General features: G+C 64.6%; 18 protein-coding genes. 7 read left to right on the forward strand and 11 right to left on the reverse strand.

The window, feature by feature from the left end; translation table 11 throughout:
- Positions 1-47: 47 nt before the first annotated feature.
- Both H2052_RS14250 and H2052_RS14255 read right to left on the reverse strand, forming a co-directional pair.
- On the reverse strand, positions 48-683 hold the full coding sequence (locus tag H2052_RS14250) for an XRE family transcriptional regulator (RefSeq protein WP_293782903.1): 636 nt from the start codon (positions 681-683) through the stop codon (positions 48-50).
- A 76-nt stretch (positions 684-759) separates the two neighbouring features.
- The gene (locus tag H2052_RS14255) at positions 760-3,147 is read right to left on the reverse strand and encodes a penicillin acylase family protein (RefSeq protein ID WP_293782906.1); all 2,388 of its coding nucleotides are present in this window, start codon (positions 3,145-3,147) and stop codon (positions 760-762) included.
- 291 nt (positions 3,148-3,438) lie between these two features.
- Between H2052_RS14255 and H2052_RS14260 the strand changes: the two genes are divergently transcribed.
- On the forward strand, positions 3,439-5,799 hold the full coding sequence (locus H2052_RS14260; protein ID WP_293782909.1) for a penicillin acylase family protein: 2,361 nt from the start codon (positions 3,439-3,441) through the stop codon (positions 5,797-5,799).
- Between the two features lie 11 nt (positions 5,800-5,810).
- Here the strand turns inward: H2052_RS14260 and H2052_RS14265 are convergent, their stop codons facing one another.
- On the reverse strand, positions 5,811-7,436 hold the full coding sequence (locus tag H2052_RS14265) for an amidohydrolase family protein (protein WP_293782912.1): 1,626 nt from the start codon (positions 7,434-7,436) through the stop codon (positions 5,811-5,813).
- 112 nt (positions 7,437-7,548) lie between these two features.
- Here H2052_RS14265 and H2052_RS14270 point away from each other — a divergent pair, with 112 nt between their 5' ends.
- The 4 genes from H2052_RS14270 to H2052_RS14285 all read left to right on the forward strand — a co-directional run bounded on the left by H2052_RS14270 (position 7,549) and on the right by H2052_RS14285 (position 12,974).
- The gene (locus tag H2052_RS14270) at positions 7,549-8,214 is read left to right on the forward strand and encodes an XRE family transcriptional regulator (protein ID WP_293782915.1); all 666 of its coding nucleotides are present in this window, start codon (positions 7,549-7,551) and stop codon (positions 8,212-8,214) included.
- A gap of 238 nt (positions 8,215-8,452) precedes the next feature.
- Positions 8,453-10,753: a TonB-dependent receptor gene (locus H2052_RS14275; RefSeq protein WP_293782918.1), complete on the forward strand. Its 2,301-nt coding sequence runs from the start codon at positions 8,453-8,455 to the stop codon at positions 10,751-10,753.
- Between the two features lie 8 nt (positions 10,754-10,761).
- Complete coding sequence (locus tag H2052_RS14280; protein WP_293782921.1) at positions 10,762-11,796, forward strand: DUF1611 domain-containing protein; 1,035 nt, start codon at positions 10,762-10,764, stop codon at positions 11,794-11,796.
- A 26-nt stretch (positions 11,797-11,822) separates the two neighbouring features.
- Positions 11,823-12,974, forward strand: coding sequence for a serine hydrolase domain-containing protein (locus H2052_RS14285; RefSeq protein WP_293782923.1), 1,152 nt, complete (start codon positions 11,823-11,825; stop codon positions 12,972-12,974).
- Between the two features lie 43 nt (positions 12,975-13,017).
- Here H2052_RS14285 and H2052_RS14290 read toward each other — a convergent pair whose 3' ends face one another.
- From H2052_RS14290 to H2052_RS14315, 6 genes are all read right to left on the reverse strand, one after another.
- The gene (locus H2052_RS14290) at positions 13,018-13,680 is read right to left on the reverse strand and encodes a hypothetical protein (protein WP_293782926.1); all 663 of its coding nucleotides are present in this window, start codon (positions 13,678-13,680) and stop codon (positions 13,018-13,020) included.
- A 5-nt stretch (positions 13,681-13,685) separates the two neighbouring features.
- Positions 13,686-13,916: a lipoyl domain-containing protein gene (locus H2052_RS14295; protein ID WP_293782929.1), complete on the reverse strand. Its 231-nt coding sequence runs from the start codon at positions 13,914-13,916 to the stop codon at positions 13,686-13,688.
- A gap of 4 nt (positions 13,917-13,920) precedes the next feature.
- Complete coding sequence (locus H2052_RS14300; RefSeq protein WP_293782932.1) at positions 13,921-14,958, reverse strand: alpha-ketoacid dehydrogenase subunit beta; 1,038 nt, start codon at positions 14,956-14,958, stop codon at positions 13,921-13,923.
- Positions 14,945-15,925 (reverse strand): thiamine pyrophosphate-dependent dehydrogenase E1 component subunit alpha, encoded by a 981-nt coding sequence (locus tag H2052_RS14305; protein ID WP_293782935.1) that lies wholly within the window; start codon positions 15,923-15,925, stop codon positions 14,945-14,947. The genes H2052_RS14300 and H2052_RS14305 overlap by 14 nt, the downstream gene beginning before the upstream one ends.
- Entirely contained in the window at positions 15,922-16,704 is a 783-nt protein-coding gene (locus H2052_RS14310; protein ID WP_293782938.1) for an SDR family oxidoreductase, read from the reverse strand. Before H2052_RS14310 ends, H2052_RS14305 begins: the two co-directional genes overlap by 4 nt.
- A gap of 76 nt (positions 16,705-16,780) precedes the next feature.
- Entirely contained in the window at positions 16,781-17,773 is a 993-nt protein-coding gene (locus H2052_RS14315) for a helix-turn-helix domain-containing protein (RefSeq protein ID WP_293782941.1), read from the reverse strand.
- A gap of 279 nt (positions 17,774-18,052) precedes the next feature.
- Between H2052_RS14315 and H2052_RS14320 the strand changes: the two genes are divergently transcribed.
- On the forward strand, positions 18,053-20,272 hold the full coding sequence (locus H2052_RS14320) for a TonB-dependent receptor (protein ID WP_293782944.1): 2,220 nt from the start codon (positions 18,053-18,055) through the stop codon (positions 20,270-20,272).
- Between the two features lie 20 nt (positions 20,273-20,292).
- Positions 20,293-20,688 carry a 2,4'-dihydroxyacetophenone dioxygenase family protein gene (locus tag H2052_RS14325; protein WP_293782947.1) on the forward strand — a complete coding sequence of 132 codons (396 nt, stop codon included), beginning with the start codon at positions 20,293-20,295 and terminating at the stop codon, positions 20,686-20,688.
- A gap of 201 nt (positions 20,689-20,889) precedes the next feature.
- Here H2052_RS14325 and H2052_RS14330 read toward each other — a convergent pair whose 3' ends face one another.
- Complete coding sequence (locus H2052_RS14330) at positions 20,890-22,191, reverse strand: FAD-dependent oxidoreductase (protein ID WP_293782949.1); 1,302 nt, start codon at positions 22,189-22,191, stop codon at positions 20,890-20,892.
- On the reverse strand, positions 22,188-23,048 hold the full coding sequence (locus H2052_RS14335) for a Rid family hydrolase (protein WP_293782950.1): 861 nt from the start codon (positions 23,046-23,048) through the stop codon (positions 22,188-22,190). The genes H2052_RS14330 and H2052_RS14335 overlap by 4 nt, the downstream gene beginning before the upstream one ends.
- Positions 23,049-23,050: the final 2 nt, after the last annotated feature.

The raw sequence follows: 23,050 nt of genomic DNA on the forward strand, positions 1-23,050 counted from the left end.
GAAACTCTTGTCATGAACAAGGTCGGGACTGCGTATCTCCGGGGGCTTTATTCCGGTTTTTGCGCGGGGTGATGATCGACCGCGTTCACCGCGTCGATCAACTCGGTTTCGTTCCCCGAACACACCGCGATCACGCGGCACGGCGCGTCGCCGTGGGCCACATAGGCGTGGCCCATCTGGCTGTCCATCCACATGGATTCGCCCGCCTGCAGGATCACCGGCTTGTAATATTCCGTGTGCACCTCGACCGCACCTTCCAAGACGTAGACGAATTCCTCGCCGCCGTGGCGGACGTAATCGGGAAAGTCCGAAAAGGAACGCGACTGCGGCGAGACGACAAGCGGCACGAACGCTTTGCCCGACACGTCGGTGCTGAGATAGCAGTGATCGTAGTGCTCGGTGCGCACGACGACACCGTCGCCGATGCGGTTGATGCTGCGCCGTCCCTTCGCCGTGTCGCCCTGCGCGGGCGCCGGCCCGCCGAGCAGATCGGCAAGATCGACGCCGAGACCCTGGCAGAGCTGCGTGAGCTTGTCGTAGGTGAGCGACATCTTGCCGGATTCGACCTTCGAGAGCGTCGAGATGGCGACGCCCGTGCGGCGGCTGACTTCCGACATGGTGAGCCCCATGCGGCGGCGCAGTGCCCGCAGCGCTTCGGCGAGTTTCGTGGGCGGTCGGCCCATCCATGCGCTCCCGGCGAGTTTCAACGAACAAACAGACGCAATAGGTCAAACGGACAGTAAGCGGAACAGCCGCTGATCATCGCGGCTTCAGTATCAGCACGCCCACGGAATCCTTGCGGCGTTCCGTTGCGCTGCCGGTGAGCGGGAAGTAACGCCCCGCCGCCCAGTCTTCCGCCAGATGCCCGAACCACGGCGACAGCACGTTGCCCGACATGCCGGGCGCGATCATGTAGAGACTCTGCGCGGGATCGGCGAGATCGACGATCTGCCGGTAGCGCGCGCCGTAAACATCCGCATAGGGATCGTCGCCCCAAAGCATGGAGAGCCCGGCGTTTACCGTCGTCGCGTCGCCGGGCGCGGCGGGCGACGCGACGAGGTGCGCCCCGACGAGCGGCAGATGCGAGAAGATGTCGTGCCGGAAGCGCACGCGGTGCACGTCACCCCAGCGCCATGTGTCTATGTCGCCATGTTGCGCGCGCAGATCCTTCACCGCCCTATCGAGCGCGCGGGCGGCGAGTGCCGGGCAGGCATCGTGCGCGCACCAGCCGCCTTCTCCTGCGAGCAGGCGTTCAAGGCGTGGGCGGGTCGCGCCGAGATAGTCCTTCGCAAGCGCGCCGAGCCTGGGCTCCAGAAGCGCCGTTGCCGTCGTCCTGTACCACGCCGACCAGATCAGCGGCTCGGCCCGGTCGGTTGCCATGTCGCCGTTCCAGCGTCGGAGCGCGGCGAGCGCGGCGCGGCCGTCTGCCGTGGCGGGTTTCATCGCGGCGAGAATGGGCATCATCGCCGCGACCTGCGCTGAGACCGTATCGAGTTGCAGCCGCCGCATCGTTTCTCGATCGGCGCTTTTCGCCGTGCCGAGTTGCTGCACGATGCGCGCGGCGCGCCAACCCGGCTCGAACGCGATGCTGTCGTACAAGCGGTCTCCGGTAAGCGTGCGGTTGTTGGCGTTGGCGACGAAACCCGGCGCCGGGTTCACCGTTCGCGGCATCTCCTGCGGATACGCGTAGCCGGCCCACGCGAAGCGCGCGTCCCAGCCGGGCGCGGGCAGGAAGCCGTCGCCGCCGCGGCGCGGGATGCGCGCGGCGGTCGCCATCGCGATCGTGCCCGAACGATCGGCGAACGCGAAATTGTGCTGGAAATGGAAGTCCGCGATTGCGCGCTCGAATTCCGGCCAGTCGCGCGCCGTCGCGATGTTCGCGAAGGCTTCCATGATCGGCTGGCCGCGCGGGAAATCGACGCCCGAGAGCGCGACGACATGGCCCGGCGGCAATTGCTCGCGCACCAGCCGGGCGGCTTCGTCGTCGATGTCCGAAAGCACCGGGCCGTGCGCGGTGTAGCGCAGCACGATGCGCTCAGGGGCCTTGTCCTTCACCGGGATCGTCACCGTGCGCGTCACGAACTTTTGCGGCCCCGTGGGTGTCATGTACCGCGTTGGATCAGCGGGATCGAGGCGTTCGACGAAGAGGTCGGTCTGGTCCGCCATCACATCGGTGATGCCCCACGCGATGTCGCGGTTGCGCGCCGTCGCGAAGCCGGGGAGGCCGGGGCGGGAGGCGCCCACCAGCTCGAAATCCGCGCCGACGATACGGACGGGATAATAGTCCGCCGGGGCGGTGAGCGGGCCATGTGGATCGTTGGCGAGCAGGGGCTTGCCGCTCGCCGTGCGCGTGCCTGCGACCGCCCAGCTGTTCGATGCGGGGAGCGCGCGGCCGAAGGGGAGCGATTCGGCCGATGCCGTCTTCACCGGCTTCAGCGCCACCGCGCCGCACGTGTCTGCCGCCGCGCCCGCCGCATGCGGCGCATCCGGATACGTCACCGGACTGGCGTCTGCGGCGGAGGCGAACAGCGAGCGCAGCGCATCGCAGTCGATCGCGGGCAGCAGCCGCGCGCGCAGCAATTCGTCGCGCCAGTCTCCGAAGCCGAGCGTCAGCAGCCCGGCCACGCGGCTGACGTCGCGCGCCTCCCAGTGCCCCGGCGCGGTGCCGGTGAGCAGGAACTCGGGCGGCAGTGCCCCGCGCCGCGCATCGAGCGCCGCGTTGATGCCCGCGACATAGGCGCGGATGGCGCTGCGCGTTGCGGGCGAATACTGGCGTTCGGTGCGATCGGCGATGGCTTCGATATCGAGCGCGGCGACGAGCTTGTCGGTGCCGAGCCCATCGGCGCCGATCGCTTCCGCAAGGCGGCCATGTGCGGCGCGGCGTGTCATTTCGAGGGCCCAGAGCCGATCCTGGCCATGGACGAAACCCAGCCCGAAATAGCCGTCGTCACGTGTCGCGGCGAAGATATGCGGAACCACCCGCGCATCGCGCACGATCTCCAGTGTGTCACTGATCCCGGCGACCTGCCGGGTGCCGGAATAGTCCGGCAGCGATGTGCGCAGCCACCCGTATGCGCCTGCGGCGAGCGCCAGCACGGCGAATGCGGTGCCGCCCAGTATCCACTTTGCCTTGCCGAACTTTGTCATGCCCCGAACGTCCTGCTGATGCGCCGGATATGGTCTCCGATATGACTGACTTTTCATATACACTAAATTTGTTAGGGCGCCGCACGATACAGCCAGAAGAAATAAAATTTATAAATATCAATGTATTATTGTGATTTTAATGGTCCTGACCGTGCTCAACACAAGGGGAACGGCGCGATTTGATATTATAGGAAACGCCTGATCTCCGGCGAAGGAAACATTCGAAGCCGGTTCCTTCCGCTCGCCGTTCAGGCTGTTATAGACAGTCCGGGATATGAAGGAGGGCACGGCTTGATCAGGCGACTTCGGGTCTTCGCGGCGCTTGCCGTATTGTTTTCGGCAAGCACCCTCCACGCGACCCCCACCGAGACAGGGCAGGTACGCGGCCTCAAGGCGCCTGCCGAGATCATCATCGACCGCTGGGGATTGGCGCATATCTATGCGGCGAACACGCACGACGCCTATTTTCTCCAGGGATACAACGTCGCACGCGACCGGCTGTGGCAGATCGACCTGTGGCGCAAGCGGGGCCTTGGGCTACTGTCCGAAAGCTTCGGCGAAACGCATTTGGAGCAGGATCGCGCCGCGCGCCTTTTCCTTTATCGCGGCGACATGAAGAGCGAATGGCGCCGCTACGGGCCGGGTGCGCAGGGCAATTACGAAGCCTTCGTTGCCGGCATCAATGCCTATGTCGATGAGGTGCGGGCCGGAAAGAAACCGGTGCCGCGCGAGTTCGCGATTACCGACAGCAAACCGGCGCGCTGGCGCGCGGAGGATGTCGTGCGCATCCGCACCCACGCGCTGGTGATGAACGCGGACTCAGAGATTCAGCGCGCGCGCCTTGTCTGCAAGGGCGGGCTGGATGCGGCGCGCGTGACGGAGCGCCTCTATCCCGATCATACCCCGCAGGTGCCGGAGGGACTCGACCCGTGCACGATCGATGCGAACGTCATGGACGACTACGCGCTCGCCACCGGTCCCGTGAATTTCGATACGTTGACCGAAGTGGCGGAGGCGCTTCCCGACGATGTGAAGGATGGTTCCAACAATTGGGTGATCGCGGGATCGCGCACCACAACCGGCCGGCCCATTTTGGCAAACGATCCGCACCGCGCGCTTACCGTGCCGAGCCTGCGCTACGTCGTCCACATTGAAGCGCCGGGATTGTCGCTGATCGGCGCGGGCGAACCGGGGGTGCCCGGCATTTCCTTCGGCCACAACGGCAAGGGCGCGTTCGGGCTCACCATCTTCAGCACGGACCAGGAAGACGTCTACGTCTACGAGACGCAGCCGGGCCGCCCCAACGCGTATCGCTATCGCGGACAGTGGGAGAAGATGCGCGTCGTCCGGGAGAGGATCGCGGTCAAGGGCGGGAAACCCGTCAGCGTGGACCTGCGTTTCACCCGGCATGGCCCTGTCATCCATCGCAGCCCGAAGGACAACCGGGCCTATGCGGTTCGTTCGGTCTGGTCCGAACCGGGAACCTCCGCCTATGCCGCCGCCTCGTGGCTTGCGAACGTGGCGAGCTGGGAGGATTTCAGGAAAGCTGCGGATCACTGGGGCACGCCGCCGCTCAACCTGATCTGGGCAGGCCCGGACGGCGCCATAGGCTGGACCGCCGCGGGCCTTGCGCCCGTGCGGCCGAACTGGGACGGGCTGATGCCGGTTCCGGGCGACGGACGTTACGAGTGGAACGGGTTTCATGCCCCGCGCAACCTTCCGAGCGTCAAGGATCCCGCCCAGGGCTGGATCGCCACTGCGAACGAACGCAACGTGCCGGAGGATTATCCGGCCGACGTGCCGCTCGGCTTCGAATTCGCCGATCGAAGTCGCTACGAACGCCTCGCGCAGCTTTTCTCCGGCCGAGAGCGCGTCTCCGTGGCTGATGCGGCGGCCATGCAGATGGATATACGCGATCTCTCCGCGCTGCGCCTTCTGGCGCTGCTGAACGAGACGAAGGGATGGGATGAGGATAGCGCACAGGCGCTCGACCTACTGCGGGGATGGAACGGCGACATGCGTGCGGACAGCGCTGCCGCCGCGATCGCGGGCACATGGCTTGCATCACACCTCGGAGCCGCGCTGGTTGCTCATGCCGTCGCGCCGGATGCGCAGCCGCTGGCGCCGCGCGTGTCGGCAGACGCTGCGCTGCGTATCCTCGAAACGCGCGATGCCGTGCTTGGACCGGACGCGGCCGCGACGACTCAAACCGTGCTGCGGGAGAGCCTTTCCACCACGCTCGATGAGCTTCGGCGGCGGCTCGGGCCGCAGATGGAAAGCTGGACGTGGGGCGCCGTGCACACCCTCGAACTGAAGCCTCCCTTCGGCACGCTCCTTCGCGCCGATGAACTGAAGGCGATGACGATCGGGCCGCAGCCGGTGGGCGGGTCGGGAACCACGGTCGCGCTTGCGATGCCGGGCAAGGATCTCGCCGCCATCCATGGTCCCTCCGTGCGCATCGTCATGGACGTCGGCGACTGGGACAAATCGGTGTTCATGAACATGCCCGGCCAGTCGGCGGACGCGTCAAGCCCGCACTACCGGGATTTCCTGCCAGGATGGCTGGCAGGCGAGTTTGCGCCGATGACCTACACGCGCCCGGCGGTTGAAAAGGTTGCCGAGCGCGTGATCAGCCTGACCCCCGGTCGCTGACCCAGGGGGCTCTATCGCTTCGACGGCACCAACCCGCGCGCAACGAAGCGGCCGGGGGTCGCACCTGTGACCTTTCCGCCTTCCAGCACCGTTTCGCCGTTGACGATGACGGCGACCATGCCCTCGGCGCGGAGCGCCGGACGCGCGTAGGTTGAACGGTCGGTGATCTTCGCCGGATCGAAAACGGCGATGTCGGCGGCGAGGCCGGGCTTCAGAAGGCCGCGATCGGTGAGGTTGAGATGCGCGGCGGGCAGGCTCGACATCTTGCGCACCGCCTCTTCGAGCGGGAGCAGTTTGAGGTCGCGGCTGTAGCGGCCGAGCACGCGGGCGAAGCTGCCTGTCGCGCGCGGATGATAGCCCATGATGTCGATCTCGGCCCCCTCGGGCGCGCTGTAGCCGCCATCGCTCGCGATCATCACCCACGGCTGAACCATCAGCTTTTGCACGTCGGCCTCGTCGATCGTGCCGAGCGTGATGAGCAGCGCGTCGGACTGATCCTGGACGAGCCGGGCGACCAGATCGAACGGCTCCATCCCCCATGCCTTTGCGAGCAGCTCGATGTTCTGATCGACGAGTTCAGGAGCGCCCGGCGCGTCGACGATGCGCATGTTGCCGTAGCCGACGGCTTTCACCCACGAGAAACCGCCGGCCTCGCCGTGCTCGGTCAGTTCGCGGACGACAGCGCGCATTTTCGGGTCCTTGAGAGCCGCGCGGACATCGGCCGCAGACGGCATGTCCTTGCCGCCCGGAAGCACGAAGATGCCGGCAAGCGGTCCGGTGGCGGCACCGTCGTAGGGATACTGATCGGCAACCACTTCCTGACCTGCGGCGCGCGCCTCCTCGACCGCAGCGATAACGTCGCCGATGCGACCCTTGTTGATAAGGCCGGTGGCTTTCAGGTGTCCGAGCTTCGCGGGAATCCCGGCCCGCTTTCCGATCTCGATGGCTTCCTTCTCGGATTTCAGCATTTGCAGGGATGGGTTGCGCGTGTGCGAATCATAGGTGCCGCCGAACGGTTTCACCTGCTCCGCCAGCGCGACGACTTCGTTCGTGTCGCTGAACATGCCGCCGTTGTACATCAGGCCGGTCGACAGACCGACGCAGCCCATCTCCATGCCTTCACGGACCAGCGCGGCCATGGCCGTCGTCTCTTCGGCATTCGCCGGGCGATGGATGCCGGGCATGATCTGCTCGCGGATGCCGTTGTGGCCGACATAGCAGCTGTAATTGACGCCCGAGCCGCGCGTCTTCAACTGCGCCATGCGCTGCTTGATGTTTTCTGGTGAATAATAGCCGTCCGGCCCCATCAGGATCGTCGTCACGCCCTGGAGGAGATCCTGCTCGTCGAGCATCGGTCCCGTGCGCTCTTCGAGGCCGTAGTCGACATGGCTGTGCGCATCGATGAAGCCCGGGGTAACGGCAAGCCCGCGCGCTTCGATAATCTTCGCTGCCTTGCCGCGCACGCGCTTGCCCACGGCGGCGATCTTTCCACCGCTGACGGCCACGTCGCCGACATAGCCGGGCTTGCCCGACCCATCGTAAATCGTGCCGCCGCGAACGAGGATGTCGTAGCTCTGAGCGGCGGCGGGGGTGGACAGCGCCACCATTCCCAAAAGCAGAAGCGCGGTCTTCGACATGCTTTTTCCTCCCCGGATCGAATTCTCAGTGCTTTCCGATATGGAAACATTGCGCGCATGGCAAGCAGTTGCGATAAGTCCCCCCCCCCCGGCAGTTGGAGTGGTGAGGAACATGATCGAGCAGGGTGGCCTGGGCCGGAAAATCAAGGCGTTGCGCACAGCCCGCGGCATTCCCCTCAGCGTGATGAGCGCGCGCACCGGCTATTCGGTGTCGGCGCTCTCGAAGATGGAAAACGATCGCCTCGGCCTCACCTACGACAAATTGACGAAGCTGACTGGCGCCCTTGGCGTTGATATCGGCAGCCTGTTCACCGACACCGCCCAAACCGCAGTTCATGCCGGCGGGCGGCGCAGCGTGGCGCGCAAGGGCGAGGGGCGCAACATCCAGACGGGCAGCTACGACTATCTGTATGTCTCGCCCGAACTCAGCCGCAAGCGCATCGTGCCGATCAGGGGCCGTGTGCACGCTGCTACGCTGGAAGAGTTCGGGCCGCTGATAAGCCACGACGGTGAGGAGTGGATTTACGTGCTCGACGGCGTGCTCGAAGTGCACAGTGAGTTCTACGAACCGGAGATTCTTGAGCCCGGCGACAGCATCTACATCGATAGCCGTATGGGCCACGCCTATCTCTCGAAGACGCCGGGCGGCACGGATATCATCGCGGTCTGCACGGAGCGGGCCGAGGACTTCGTCTATGGGGAACCGTCTGCCGAGGCTGCGCGCACGCCCGACGATCCGGCACCGAAGTCCCGCACGCGCAAACCGAAGACGCGCTGACATCTTTGAACCTGCGCGTTTGACAGGGGAGCGCAATATCGCTGCCCTGGCATCTGGCGTGTGGCCGCCTCTCCACACGTCGCCCGGTAAGTGGGAGGTTCGCCCCTTTCCAAAATAGAAACATTATTGACATCAAGGAGGCGTTTGATAGCGTCAGGATGGGACTGGCCCGAATGGGCTTTAAAACGCGGTGGCTCGCTGCATGGCGATCCATTCGCCAACGTGGGGGGAATCGCAGATGTTTCTACGGCAGAATGGATCTCTTTCGGCAACGGTTTCCGTACTGGCCTTGCTGATCAGCGCGCCCGCAATCGCGCAATCCGCAGGCGGAGAGGCTGAAGATCTGACGGGCAACGAAATCATCGTCACCGCCACCAAGCGCGAGCTACGCCTCGTCGATGTGCCGCTCAGCATCAGCGCGATCAGCGGTTCAGACATGGAACGCCGCAACCTCACGCAAATCGCGGATTTTGCATCGCAGGTTCCCGGCTTTTCGATCCAGGCGACCGGAAACGGCGGCACACGCCTTGTGCTGCGCGGCCAGAACGCGGGCGGATCGGGCGCATCGGTCGCCACGATGGTGGACGATATTGTTGTTTCGTCGGCCTCTTCCCTGTTCAACGGTTCGCTGCTCACGGCCGATCTTCTGGCGTTCGATCTCGACCGCGTGGAAGTGCTGCGCGGGCCGCAAGGCACGCTTTACGGAGCCACGGCGCAGGGCGGTTTGCTGCACTACATCACCAACAAGCCCAGACTGGGCGTGTTCGAAGCGCGCGGTCAGGCGGGCTTTGATTCTGTGCGCCACGGCGAAACTGGTTGGATCGCACAGGGCGCCGTGAACGTGCCGCTCGGTGAAATCGCGGCGCTGCGCGTAACCGGCACCTATCAGGATGTTGCCGGCTATATCGATAATCCGACCCGCGGCGAAAAGGATGTCAACGGCGGCGAGCAATACAGCCTGCGCGGGCAGCTCCAGATCGAACCGACGGAAGCCCTCAGCGTGCGTCTGACCGCTGCTTTGCAGCGCGGTGACTTCGACGGCAGCGGCGCGCTTGAGCTGGTCGGGGGATTGAACGCCCAACCCTCCGTGGCGTCGAAGGTCGCCAACGGCGGCGAACCCATTCTGAACACGTATGCGCAGGAAAGCTCATTTCGCCGCTTTGAATATTATAATGGCGTCATCAATTACGATCTCGGCGGGGTGAGCCTGTTCTCATCGACCAGCTACAGCAAGTACAAATCTTTCTACCGCAACGACATCTCGCATCTGCAGCTTGCGCCCGGCCTGACCGCGGCGGCGTTGTTCGGTGGTGTTTACGGCGAGCCGATCGCGATCTGGGGGCGACAGGAAGACAGCTTCACGAAATTCAACGAAGAGATCAGGCTGGCCTCGAATGAAGATGTCGATGCCGGTTTCATGCGATTCAACTGGCAGATCGGCGGCTTCTACACCAACGAAGACATCACCTTCACCCAGTACTATGACGCTGTGCGGGAGAGCGATACGTCCGTCGTGCTGGAAGTGCCGCTCCCCTTCGGTGGCAGTTCACTTCCCGCGCGATACAAGGAATACGCGGGTTTCGGCGAAGCCACGTTCAAGTTCGGCGAGAGCTTTGAAATCTCGGCGGGCGGTCGCTATTCGCACAATCGGCAACGCTCGCAAGTCACGAGCGGTGCGGGCCTGATCGGCAGCGGTGGTCCGGACCCGATCGTGAATCCGGAAATCCGGACGAGCGAGAACAAGTTCACATACTCGATCGCACCGCGCCTTATGCTGAACCGCGACGTATCGGTCTACGCACGCCTCGCGACGGGTTACCGCCCCGGCGGTCCGGTGCTGGTCGTGCCCGGCGCACCTGCCGATTTCCCGACATTCTACAGTTCGGATAACACGACCAACTACGAACTCGGCGTCAAGGGCTCGACCGCCGACCGGGTGTTCAATTTCGATGTCGCGATTTATCGCATCGACTGGACGGACGTGCAGCTCATCACGGATTTCGTGTCCGAAACAAATGGGCAGACCTTCTCCGTTCAGGGGAACGGCGGCAATGCCCGCAGCGAGGGCTTGGAATACACGCTGAGCCTGAACCCGGTGAAGCCGCTCACCTTCGCGGTGACGGGGGGCTACACGCGTGCGCGTCTCACGCAGGATGCGCCCGCCTTTGGCGGCCTGGCAGGCCAGCGCCTGCCGTACGTGCCGGAATTCCAGAACGCGGTTTCGATCGATTACGTCCACGAACTGGCCGGTGGCTCCACCTTGTCGGGCGGGGTGACGTGGACGTATGTCGGTTCGCGATACAGCGATTTTTCGACGGCGCCTGCCACTACGAACCATGCGCGTCTTCCGGATTATAACACCCTCGATCTGCGGCTTGCCGCCCGGTTCGGGCAGATCTCGGTCGAAGCGTTCGCCCGCAATCTGACCGACTCGCAGGGGCTGACCAACTATTCGAGCGGCGGCGGCGCGGGGCTCATCGGCAGGGGGACAATCATCCAGCCGCGGACGCTCGGGATGCGGCTCGGCTTCAAATACTGAAGCCATTCGTGACCGATATCGAAAAGCCCTATCTGCTGTTCCTGGCGGACGCGGAAAATCCGACGCTCGCCAAGACGGCGCTCGGGGTACGGGACTGGGCGCGCGAGGATTGCGTCGGCCAATTGCGGCTGACACCGTCAACGCTCGATATCGGTCTCCCCGACCTCTCGCCATCGGAGGCGGCCGCGCGCGGCGCGCGGTCGCTTCTGATCGGGATTGCATCGGTTGGCGGACAGTTGCCCGCGGCATGGCAGGGCGTTCTGCTCGAAGCGCTTGAGGCGGGGCTGGATATCGTGAGCGGTATGCACATCCGGCTCGAAACATTTCCGGCTCTCGCCGAAGCCGCGGCACGGCTCGGGCGCACGCTGCACAACGTGCGTCACAGCGAGACAGCGTTTCCAATTGCGACCGGCCGCAAACGCACCGGCAGGCGGGCGCTGATGGTCGGTACGGATTGCGCGCTTGGCAAGAAATACACGGCGCTTGCGCTCACCCAGGCGATGCGCGCGCGGGGGATTGACGCCACATTCCGCGCCACGGGCCAGACCGGCATCATGATCTCGGGTAGGGGCATCGCGATCGATGCCGTCGTCGCCGATTTCATCGCCGGCGCGGCCGAAACCCTCTCCCCCGATGCCGCGCCCGATCATTGGGACGTGATCGAAGGGCAGGGCGCTTTGTTCCACCCCGCGTATGCGGGCGTAACGCTCGGCCTGCTGCACGGCAGCCAGCCCGATGCGCTGGTGCTCTGTCACGATCCGGTGCGCACCGAGACGAGCTTTTTTCCGGGCTATCCCTTGCCCACGATCGAGGCCGCGATCTCCGCCTATCTACCGCACGCGCAGCGCACGAATCCCGCCGCGCGCTTCGTCGGTATCAGCCTCAACACCTCCGCGCTCGATGAGGATGCGGCCCTGCGTGCACTCGAAGATGCCAGCGCGCGGACCGGCCTGCCCGCGTTCGATCCGCTGCGCTTCGGCATCGAGGCTGCGGTGGATGAGATACTTGCAGGGCCGATCCAGGCCGCGGTTGCGGCGGCCTGACGGGAATTCAACTTGGGAGGTGTAACATGATCGTATCGATGCGGACTCTGGCGACGGGTGCGGTGCTCAGCGTTCTTTTGTGCGGAACCGCTTTTGCCGCGGACAACGCTGCGCTCGCGGCCGCTATCGATAAAGCTGTGCAGGATGCCATTGCCGCCGGCGAAAGCCCGGGCCTGCAGGTCGCGGTCTACAAGGACGGCGCACCCGTTCTGGTGAAGGGATACGGCTCCGCCAATCTCGAGCTCAATGCACCCGTGAACAACGACAGCATTTTCCGCATCGGATCGGTCACCAAGCAATTCACGGCGGCAGCGCTTGTGAAGCTCGAGGAGGAGGGCAAGCTCTCGCTCGACGACAAGCTTTCGAAATACTATCCGGATTTCCCGCGCGCCGCGGACGTGACGCTGAAGCAGATGCTGCATCACACCTCCGGGATTCACAGCTACACCGATGATGCGAGTTTCCTTCAGGAAGCCGGGTTGAAGCGCACGACGGACGAATGGGTCGCGCATTTCGCGAAGATGCCGAAGACGCAGGATTTCGAGCCGGGCACGGGCTGGAACTACAGCAACACCGCCTATTTCATCCTGGGCGGCGTCATCGAGAAGGCGGAAAAGAAGCCGCTCGGCGCCGTCCTGCAGGATCGTTTCTTCGGTCCGCTCGAGCTGACGCACACCGCGCTTGACGATGAAAGCGTCATCCTGCCCGGCCGCGTCGCGGGCTATGACGGGACCGGCCCCCATCAGTTCAAAAACGCGGCGTTCATTTCGATGACCGTGCCGGGCGCGGCGGGTGCCATGCGTTCGTCGGCAAACGATCTTGCGCGTTGGAACGCGGCGCTGTTCGGCGGCAAGATTCTGAAGCCCGCATCGTTCAAGGCGATGATCGCGCCGGGCAAGCTGAACAATGGGCAGAACAGCACGACCGCCGTCAAGGATCGCCCGGCCGACATGCCGCCGTTCGAATATGGCTATGCGCTGTTCATCGGCGATGTGGACGGGCACCAGCGTATCGGTCACGGCGGCGGCATCTTCGGGTTTAATGCCTCGCTGAACGAGTTCCCGAAAGACCGTCTCACTGTTTCCGTGATCGCGAACGGTATCGGCAAGGATGTCGGTGCGGGCAAGATCGCGGACCGGATCGAACGCATCGCGCTCGGGCTTCCCCCCAAGAAGTAATTGCCGGGCGGGCCGGAAAGAATTTCGGCCCGCCAGTTTCCTCTCAGCGCGCCACCCGAATGCGCGCCGCGAGATTCGTGTGAGCGGCCTGCACGTAGGGAATATCGAAACCGAGCGCGCGTTCGAATTCCGTGATCGCGGCGAGATCTGCGTGTGTATCGCCATCGATGCTGATGGCCGCATGTGCTAGAACGCCGATCCGGCCGCCACGCTTTCGAACGAGGCACGCCGTGCCCGCTATTTTCTGCCCGCCCGAAACGATGTTGAAACGCCCGTCGCAATAGCTGCCCGCGATGCTACCCGTTTCCGCAGTGACGCCGACGTCGGCGAACCCGGCGATCAGGCGGCGCGTGAAGCGCTCGAAACGGGTCGTGATGTCGATCGCCTCGGCAGGCGCGATATCGTACACGCTGAAATTCAATATGCCGGGCCTGTGAACCACCGTCGTGCCGCCGCTTGCGCGGACGAACACGGGCCAGCCACGCGCGCTGCTGGCCGCAGCGGCCTCCGCAAAGCGGTCCATGCGGGCGAAGCGCCGCGTCGTGACGAGGCAGCGACTGTTCGTCCAGAGTCGCACGCGGTCGATTGCGCGTCCTTCACCGAGCAGGTCATCAAGGCGCCGTTCATCCTCTGCAATCGCGGTCTCGCCGCTCCCACATGCAATGGGTACATTCGGCGCAAGCGCATGTGCCAGGGCGTCAAGCAAGGGGTTTAGTCGATGCGGCCGACGATCTCTCCCGCCGTAACGGGGGTTTCGGCGGCAACAGCGATATGGAGCGTACCGGAAGCGGGCGCGGTCAGCTCGAAGCTCGACTTTTCCACCATGATCTCAGCGATGATGGCGCCTTCCGTGACTGTGTCGCCATCGGCATAAAGCCATGCCGAAATGGCGGCCTCGTCGCTGTCGTTCCAGAGGCCGGTGGGGACGGTGATATCGGTCATCGGATCATGGCTCCAGCATGGTGATTGCCGCCGCGGAAACCTTGTCCGCATCGGGCAGCACGAAATGTTCCATCACTGGCGTGAAGGGTACGGGGATATCGGGATGCGCGATACGGCACGGCGGCGCGCGAAGCGGAATTCCTGCCTCGCAGACGCTGGCGATGATCTCGGCGCCGACGCCGTAGCTCATGTAGTCGTCGTCCACCACGAGCAGCCGCCCAGTCTTCCGCACCGATGCGCGCACGGTTTCGCGATCGAGCGGCGCGATGCTGCGCAGGTCGATCACCTCGGCTGAACGCCCCTGCTTTTCGAGTCGCGCGGCGGCGTCGAGCGCGTGATGCACGCTGAGCCCGAGGCCGACGAGCGTGATATCGCTGCCCTTGCGCACGACGGCCGCCTTGCCGAGCGGTACGGCATAATCGCCTTCGGGGGCATCAGTGATCGAACGCTGCACGGTGCCGAGCCAGCCCATGCCCTGCAGCGCCTTGTGATACATGAAGATCACCGGGTTCGGATCGCGGATCGCCGCGAGCATCAACCCCTTTGCATCGTGTGCTGTCGAAGGGATCACAACCTTGAGACCCGGCAGGTGCCCGAAGGTGGCGTAGAGCGTCTGGCTGTGCTGCCCGGCATCGCCGTAGCCGCCGCCGACGCTCGTCATCAGCACCATCGGGCAGGCGACTTGCCCGCCCGAGAAATAGCTTTGCTTCGCCGCGAGATTGTAGATCGCGTCCATGCACACGCCGAAGAAATCGACGAACATCAATTCGACGATCGGCCGCATCCCGGACGCCGCGAGACCGACCGCCGCGCCGATGAACGCGGTTTCCGAAATCGGTGTATCGCGCACACGCTCTGCGCCGAACTTGTCGAGCAAACCCGTGGTCGTGCCGAACACGCCGCCGAGCTTGCCGATATCCTCGCCCATCACGAGGACAGCGGGGTCGCGTTCCATCTCCTGGCCGATGGCTTCAGCGATGGCGCGCGCGATGGTCAGGCGCCGCGTGGGGCGGGGGGCTGCGATGGTCTCAGGCGAAGACATGCGCGAACGCCTCCTCCGGCTGGGGATAGGCTGCGGCGCGCGCGGCGGCGAACGCGGCGTCGACGGCGGCGCGCGCATCGGCTTCGGCCTTGTCGAGATCCGCAGTATCGAAGCCGTCGGCGATCAGGCGATTACGGTAAGCAGGGATCGGGTCGGCGGCCTTCAGGCGCTCGACCTCTCCCGCCGGGCGGTAGCCTTCGGCGTCGCCCATGAAATGGCCTTCAAGGCGGCAGGTTTCGATCTCGATCAGCGACGGCCCTTCGCCGCGCCGCGCGCGCGCGATCGCCTCTCCGGCGACGGCATGGATCGCATCGGGATCGTTGCCGGGAATGAAGTGCCCGGGCATCGCATAGGCGGCGGCGCGGTCGGCGTTGCGTGCGACCGCCGTACAATCGCGCTTCGCGACCGAGATGCCATAGGCATTGTCCTCGATCACGAAAACGGCGGGCACCTTCCACACCGAGGCGAGATTGAGCGCTTCGTGGAACGCACCCTGATTGGCGGCGCCCTCGCCGAGGAAGGCGACCGCGACATGATCCTCACCGCGCAGCTTACTCGCCAGCGCGGCGCCGACGGCGGGGCCGAGGCCCTGCGCGATAATGCCCGAGCAGGCGAAGTTCACGCGCGCGTCGAACAGGTGCATGTGCCCGCCGCGTCCGCCGGAAAGCCCCGTCGCCTTGCCGAAAATCTCCGCTGCCATGGCATCGAGGTTCACGCCCTTGGCGATGGCAACATGGTGCGGGCGGTGCGTCGCCGTCACCGTATCGCCGGGGCGCAGGTGCGCGCAAACGCCGACGGCGCACGGCTCCTGGCCGTCCGACAGGTGCATCTCGCCGGGAAGCGGGCCCTTCGCCATGTTGAACACAGGGGTCTTGCCCTCGAAATAGGCGGGCTTGATGAGCGCTTCAAAATGGCGGCTCTTCACCATCGTGCCGTACATCCAGAGCCGGTCGCTGCGATTGCTCATCGCGCCACCCAGCCGCCGTCGATGACGAGTTCGATGCCGGTGACGAAGCGCGCCTCGTTGCTGGCGAGATAGACCGCGCCCATCGCGATGTCCTCGGGCAGTCCCACGGCGTTCAAAGGGCAGAGCGCCGCGACCGCCGCCCAGGGATCGTCCGCCGGAATCGAGCCTTCGCGCACCCAGCCTTCCACCGCCATTTCCAGCATCGGCGTGCGAATGCAACCCGGATGAATCGAGTTGCATCGAATGGGTAGCGCGTGCGCGGCCCACTCGATCGCAAGGCTCTTTGTCATGTGCCGGACGGCACCCTTCGAAGTGTTGTAGGCGAGCTGATCGGGATAGCCGACGAGACCGGCGATCGAGGACACGTTGATGACGCTCGCGGGGCCAGCATTGTTGCCGCCCTTCGCGAGCAGTTCCTGAAAGCTACGGCAGCCGAGGAACAGCCCGTCGACGTTCACCGCCATAAGCCCGCGCCAGTCGGCGAGGCTGTGCTCGGTCATCGGCTTCACGAGTTCGACGCCTGCGTTGTTCACGAGGATGGAGAGTTTGCCATGCCCAGCTTCGACATGCGCTGCGGCCTTCGCCCAATCGGCCTCGCTCGTCACATCGAGCGCGAGCGGCTCCGCGCCGATCTCGGCGGCGAGCGCTTCCACGCCCGCGACGTTGCGGTCGGCGGCGACCACGGCGGCGCCTTCGCGTGCCATCGCCCGTGCGATACCCGCGCCGATGCCCTGCGCCGCACCCGTGACCAGCGCGACCTTGCCCTGCAACCTGCCCATGAACCTCCCCTTCCGCACGTCTTTTGACCAAGACGTACGGGAGGGGCGATCGATTGGCTTGCGCCAGAACGGCGGCTTACTTGGACAGGAGGGAACTCCGCTCGTCATCCGCGCTGCGTGCCGCGGTTTGCCGATATTCGCGCGGAGAGAGGCCGAAGGCGTCGCGGAAGGCGTGGCTGAAGTGCGAGGCGTCGGCGAAGCCGTGCCGCATGGCGATCTGCGTGATGCTGAATCCCGCCATCGCGCGGCTGGCAAGATCGCTGCGCGCCGCCATCAGCCGTCGTTCGCGAATCCAGGTGCCGACGGTGACCCCGAACTCCTCGAACAATCGGTGCAGATAGCGCGGGCTGAAGCGGAACGCCGCCGCGATCGTCGCCGCCGAAAGCGCCGGATCACCAAGATGCGCGAGGATATGTTCCTGCACACGGCCGAGCAGTGCGCGGCGGAAAGCGCTGCCGGCGATGCGGTCGGGTTCAGGGCGGAAGGCGGCCGCGAGCAGCTCGACCGTGGCACGCAGCACGGCGGCGCGGTCCTGCGGGTCCACGGTCTCGACCGTCCTGTGAATCTGCCGCAGGTGCGACAGCAGGATGGAACCGAGCCCCGCGCTGCCATCCACGGTGAGCCCGCACATATCCTCGATGCCGGGCACGATCATCGTCGCCGTGCGGTGCGGGATCAGGATCGACAGCTGATGCAGTTCGTCACTGTTTTCGAACATCGCGGGCCGCGCGCTGTCCCAAACCGCGATGAGGTCACGTCGCACGATCGATTCGTTGCGACCCTGCTGCAACCGGCAGGTGCCCTCTTCGAAATAGAGCAGGCAGAAATAATCATCCTCACCGCGCTTCACGTCGTCCATGGTGCGGAAGCCCGCGATGGGATCGCAAACGACCTGCGTAAACACGAAGTCGTTGATCGCGCGACGGCGCACCTTGGCGCCGTACCGGTCCTTGTCCGCGCCCGCCAGACCCCAGTGAAAATGGGTGCGGTCCAGCACCTCCTGGAAGGCGGGCAACTGCCGCGGCGGCGGCAAGGACGCAGAACTCCACCGTTCTTCGCTCAGAAGCATATGCCCAACCCTCCCCAACGTGGCAGGCTATGCCTGTTGGAAGACGGATGCAATCGACATGGCACGCCGGTTCGCGCTCGCCCAAGAGTTGCGTCGCCTTCGCGCAAGTTGCTTGTCGGCTTTTCCCGGAACCCCGCCTTTCGGCGCGCCCGGGCGGTTCACAGCCAGCCAAATTTTGCGCCGCTCAGGCGCATGATCAAAGGCCCGCCCGCGGCCTAGAAGACGGTACGAACATGGCGCTCCCATGCAGGGCGCCCACATGACCTTGAGGGGGAGTTTATGAAAAGCCGTTTCCATTCGTCGCTTCATGCCGCCGCTGCCGTATCCGCGCTCGCCATCAGCGCGCCTGCGCTGGGCCAGGAAGCGGACGCACCCGCAGCGAGCGGCGGCATCGACGAGATCGTCATCACCGCCCAGAAGCGCGCGCAGAACCTTCAGGAAGTGCCGATTTCGGTGACGGCCTTCAACGACACAGCGATCCGCGAGGCGGGCTTCACCAACAGCCTTTCGATCGGCGATCAGGTGCCCAACCTTGAAATCAAGACGTTCGGCGGCGTGCCCAACATCTTCATCCGCGGCGTCGGCAACAACGATTTCAACGCCTCCTCGATCGGCCCGATCAGCATCTACCGTGACGACGTGGTGGTGGCTTCGACGGGCAGCCAGATCTTCTCGCTGTTCGACCTCGAACGCATCGAGGTGGTGCGCGGCCCGCAGGGCACGCTGTTCGGCAAGAATACCACAGGCGGCGCCATCCAGTTCTTCTCGAAACTGCCTGGCGATGAGTTCGAAGGCAATGCCCGCTTCGGCTATGGCCGCTTCGACCTGTTCGAGGCCGAAGCCGCCGCGAGCCTTCCCCTCGGCGAGGGCCTCTCACTGCGCGTCGCCGGCATGGTCCGCCGCCGCGACGGCGAGAAGACCAACCTCTACACTGGTGACGACGCGATCAACGTCGATGAAGCCGCCGCGCGCGCCATCCTGCGCTGGCGTCCGAGCGCCGACACCGATGTCCGCCTCTCGGTGGGTGGCGGCCGCGACCGCAGCGACTATCTCGAAAACAAGCCCGTCGGCACGATCAATGGCGCCGACCTCTTCGGTTACACTGATCCCTATCCGGACGATGCCAATCTTCTGAATTTCAACGGGCCCTCGCGCAATTACAGCGACAATCTGTTCGTCAATCTCAACATCGCGCATAGCTTCGGGGATTTCACGTTCAAGTCGATCACCGGCTATGACAAGAGCGACGTCGACAACCGGGTAGACGTCGACGGCGGCCCCTTCCGGATCGACGAGATCACCTTCCTGACCGATGCGGAACAGATCACGCAGGAATTCCAGCTCGCCTACGACAGCGGTCCCTTCAACGCCATCGGCGGCCTCTATTATTTCCAAGAAGATCTGGACGCCGACAGCAACGCCGACCTCCTCGGCGAACTCAGTTTCGCCGACGGCGCACTCCCGCTGATCACGCGCGCTACGCGCAAGAACAAGGCCTATGCGATCTTCGGGCAGGCGACCTATGCGGTATCGCCTGCGCTAAGATTCACGCTCGGCGGGCGGTACACGATCGACAAGGTCCGCGTTACGCACCAGGCCGACCTCGTGCCCGGCTTCTTCGACGCCGACATTCCGGACGGCGCGCCCGTGCCGCTGGTGCCGTTTGCGCGGCTGAAGGACACGTTCAAATCCTTCTCATGGCGCATCGGCGCGGACTACGACATCACCGACGACGTGCTAGCCTATGCGAGCATCGACAAGGGCTTCAAGGCGGGTGGCTTCAACATCGGCATCATCACCAGCGTCGCGGAGCGCACGCAGGTCGATCCCGAATATCTCACCTCCTATGAAATCGGTCTCAAGAGCACGCTCTTCGATCGCCGCCTGCGGCTCAACATTTCGGCCTTCTACTACGATTACACCGACCTGCAGGTGCTTTCGGTAAACCGGCAAGCCGGGAGTACGGTGCCGACGCTCGGCCTCGACAACGCCGCCGACGCGGAGATCAAGGGCATCGAGCTCGAAGCCACCGCGCTTCCCACCGACTGGCTCGATCTCGGCCTCAACCTCGGCATCCTCGATGCGAAGTACAAGAACTACCTGTCAGGCGCGATCGACCCGGACACCGGCGACCCACGCGATTTCTCGGGCAATCGCCTGCCCGGTGCACCGAAATTCACGCTCTCGACCTTCGCGCAGGTGACGATCCCGGTCGGCGACTTCGAGACACGCTGGCGTGCCGAGTACAATTACACAGGCAAGAAATACTACAACAACGCGCAAAGCGATCTCATCAGTTCGGGCGAGGGCTACGGCCTCCTCAACCTGCGCGCCACGCTCGCGGATCCTGCGAAGGGCTGGGAACTCGCGGCGTGGGCGAAGAACGTAACCGGCAAGGCCTATATCGTCGACGCCACCGACACGAGCGGCTTCGGCTTCGTGCCCCGCTATTACGGCGAGCGCGCCACATACGGCGTCGAGCTGTCCTTCCGCTTCTGACCTCCGGCAAAGGGAACCCCATGATCGACGAACGCCTGACCACGCCCGCGGAGATGAAGTGGGCGCCCATGACCGACGGAATCGAGGTCTGCCTCCTCTATTCGAGCGCGGAAACCGGACGCTGGACGGTACTGTTCCGCGCCCGGCCGGGTAGCTTCTTCGGGCCACACCGGCACCTCGGCGCCGGAGAATATTATGTCATCAAGGGCCGCATGTGCTACCGGATGGGCGAGGCTGCGGCGGGCACGTACGGCTACGAACCACTCGACGTGGTGCACGATTACACGAACTTTCCAGAGTACACGGAACTGCTGTTCACCAACTTTGGGCCAATTGCCTTTCTGGACGACAAGGGCAATGTGGCGTCGATCCTTGATCACAAACTGCTCGAGGACATGACCGCGACGGCCGTTTGAGATCCTGAGCCGAACAGCGAACCCTACGCCCATAGTGTCGCCGAACCGCTGGATTGGGATACGCCGCCGCCGTCAGGCCGGACGGGGCAGGTTCGCGGGCAGGCTGCTCAACACGTGGCACAAAGCGTTTTCGAGCTCACCTCACGGATCCAGCAGACAATCAAAGCGGACGAGCCGTCAGGCGGACGCTTGGAGACCGCATTAACCGGCCCGGTTTACCAGCGGAAACGCGATGTTTCTCAGCAGCCAGTTGGTGGCGCCGCTCGCGGGTAGCGATTTTGGCTGCTGAAGCGGCAGATTCAGTGCATCCCTGTCCACACCGAGCGCAAGCTTCGCGAGCTCGCGTGCGGCGGAGATGCCGATCGTATGGCCAAGGCCGTTGCAGCCCGTTACCGCGAAGGCGTTGTCGTCCAGGTGGAGCAGTCTTGGCGTACCATCCGGTGTAATCATGAACTTGCCGGCCCACATCCGCTTGAATTCCGGGATCGAAAACCCGGGGAACGCTTTTGCGATTCGGGGGACGCATATCTTCAAGGCCTTGCGCATCTCAAGGTCGCCGGGGCCGATCAGGAAGCTGACGACGAGGCATCCTTCCGCGTCGATCGTTGGGCTGAACACCGCCTTGTCGTCGAGGTCCGTGACCGGAAACGCGTTTGGCAGGATCGACGCGCCTTTGTCGGGCAGGGGGTCCGTGGCGAGGACACCGCAGTGCACGGTGTAGGCCGTCTTACGGAGCGCGGGAAACAGCGCATCGGCGTAGCCGCCGGCGGCGACAAGAAGCGTTCCGCTCCTGACTGCGCCTTGCGCAGTTTCAATGCGCCAGGCGGGCCCATCTTTCCGGGCGCTGAGCGCGCGCGAACCGCCGAACAGGCGCACGCCTTTGCGCACCGTCGTTGCGGCGAGGCCGCGCGAGAGTGCGAGCGGATTGACGAAGCCGCCTTCGGGCAACCAGATACCGCCCGCATAGGCAGTCGAGTTCACATGTCGCGCTAGCCCGGTGCGGTCGATCGCCTCGCACACGCCGCCGAATTCGCTCCACTCGGCGAAAGTCTCGTGATGCTTTGCCAGCGAGGCTTCGGTTCGGGCCAGAAAGAGATAGCCCCTGCGTGCCTCGCACACGATGCCGTGCCGATCGATCAGGTCAAACAGCCACCGGCCCGAACCTGCGATCATCCGGTTCATACGCCCGCCCATGTCGTCACCGTAGGCGGAGACGATCTGGCGCGGTGTTTTCTTCGCGCCCCAGAACAGTGGCGCGATATGGCCCGCATTGCGCCCGGACGCGGCCCAACCCGGCTGCTCTGCATCGAGAAGCACGACGCTGCGCCCCGCACCGGCAAGTTCCAGCGCCATTACAAGCCCGGAATAGCCCGCGCCGATGATCGCGACGTCTGCCTCGGTCGTGCCTTCAAGCACAGGGCAGGGGTGCGCTTCGGGTGCCGTACGACTCCAGTGGCATGTGGAGATGGGTTCGTGGCCGAGAGGGGGGTGAGTGCCGCTCACGGCTTAAAATGCTCGGTGAGCACCATGCAGATATAGTCGATGTTCCCTTGAAGTATCGCCTGTGTCTGGTCTTCAAGACCGCTCACCGCCTGCGCCTGCGTGTTCCAGGAAAGGATGCAAGCATCCGGTCCCGCCGGCGTAACGCGCGCCATCGCAAGGTAGTTCGTGAAATTCAATGGCCCTGAATCGATGACGCGGTAGACGTAATAGCGATCCGTCTCGCTATACTCTTCGATCCGCTCGTGGAGCAGGCCGCCGCCGGGCAGATGCAGCAGGCGAAGCGCACCGACGCCGTCGCCGATCACTTCGATCCGCTCGACGAGTCCCTTGCCGATGGTCTCGTCGCCGATATTCCCGACAAGCGCCCATACCGCGTCCGCAGGGGCGGGGAGGCGGACGGCTTTCTGGCAGTGAAGCGGCCGTACGAAACCGTCCGCGAGTGAATCCGGCATGCTCCCCCCCCTTGGCGACAGACTCGCCGTGATCTCGATCTCGATCATGCATTCGGGAAACGCCAGCCTGCGCACCTCGACAGCGGTCGTGGCGGGAAGGTCGAGCCCCGCGTAGTGCGATATTCGCGCCCCATTCGCCGCTATGAACGCATCCATGTCGGTCACGTAGATGTTTTCCTTCACCACGTTCGCCATCGTCGCGCCGAAGGCATCCAGTGTCCGTCCGATCGCCGCATAGACACTGGCGATCTGCGCTGCCATGTCGCCCGGAAACTCCGGCCGGAACGCATCGTCGACGCTGAGCGAGCCGGAGATGTGGAGCGTGCTGCCGCTCCGCACCGCCTGCGCGTACCCGAACGCCTTTTCGCCATCCGGGCGAAGGTGAAACGTCTGCCTGTCGATCATGC

It is taken from the genome of Sphingosinicella sp., from assembly GCF_013911755.1.
Classification (GTDB): Bacteria; Pseudomonadota; Alphaproteobacteria; order Sphingomonadales; family Sphingomonadaceae; genus Sphingosinicella.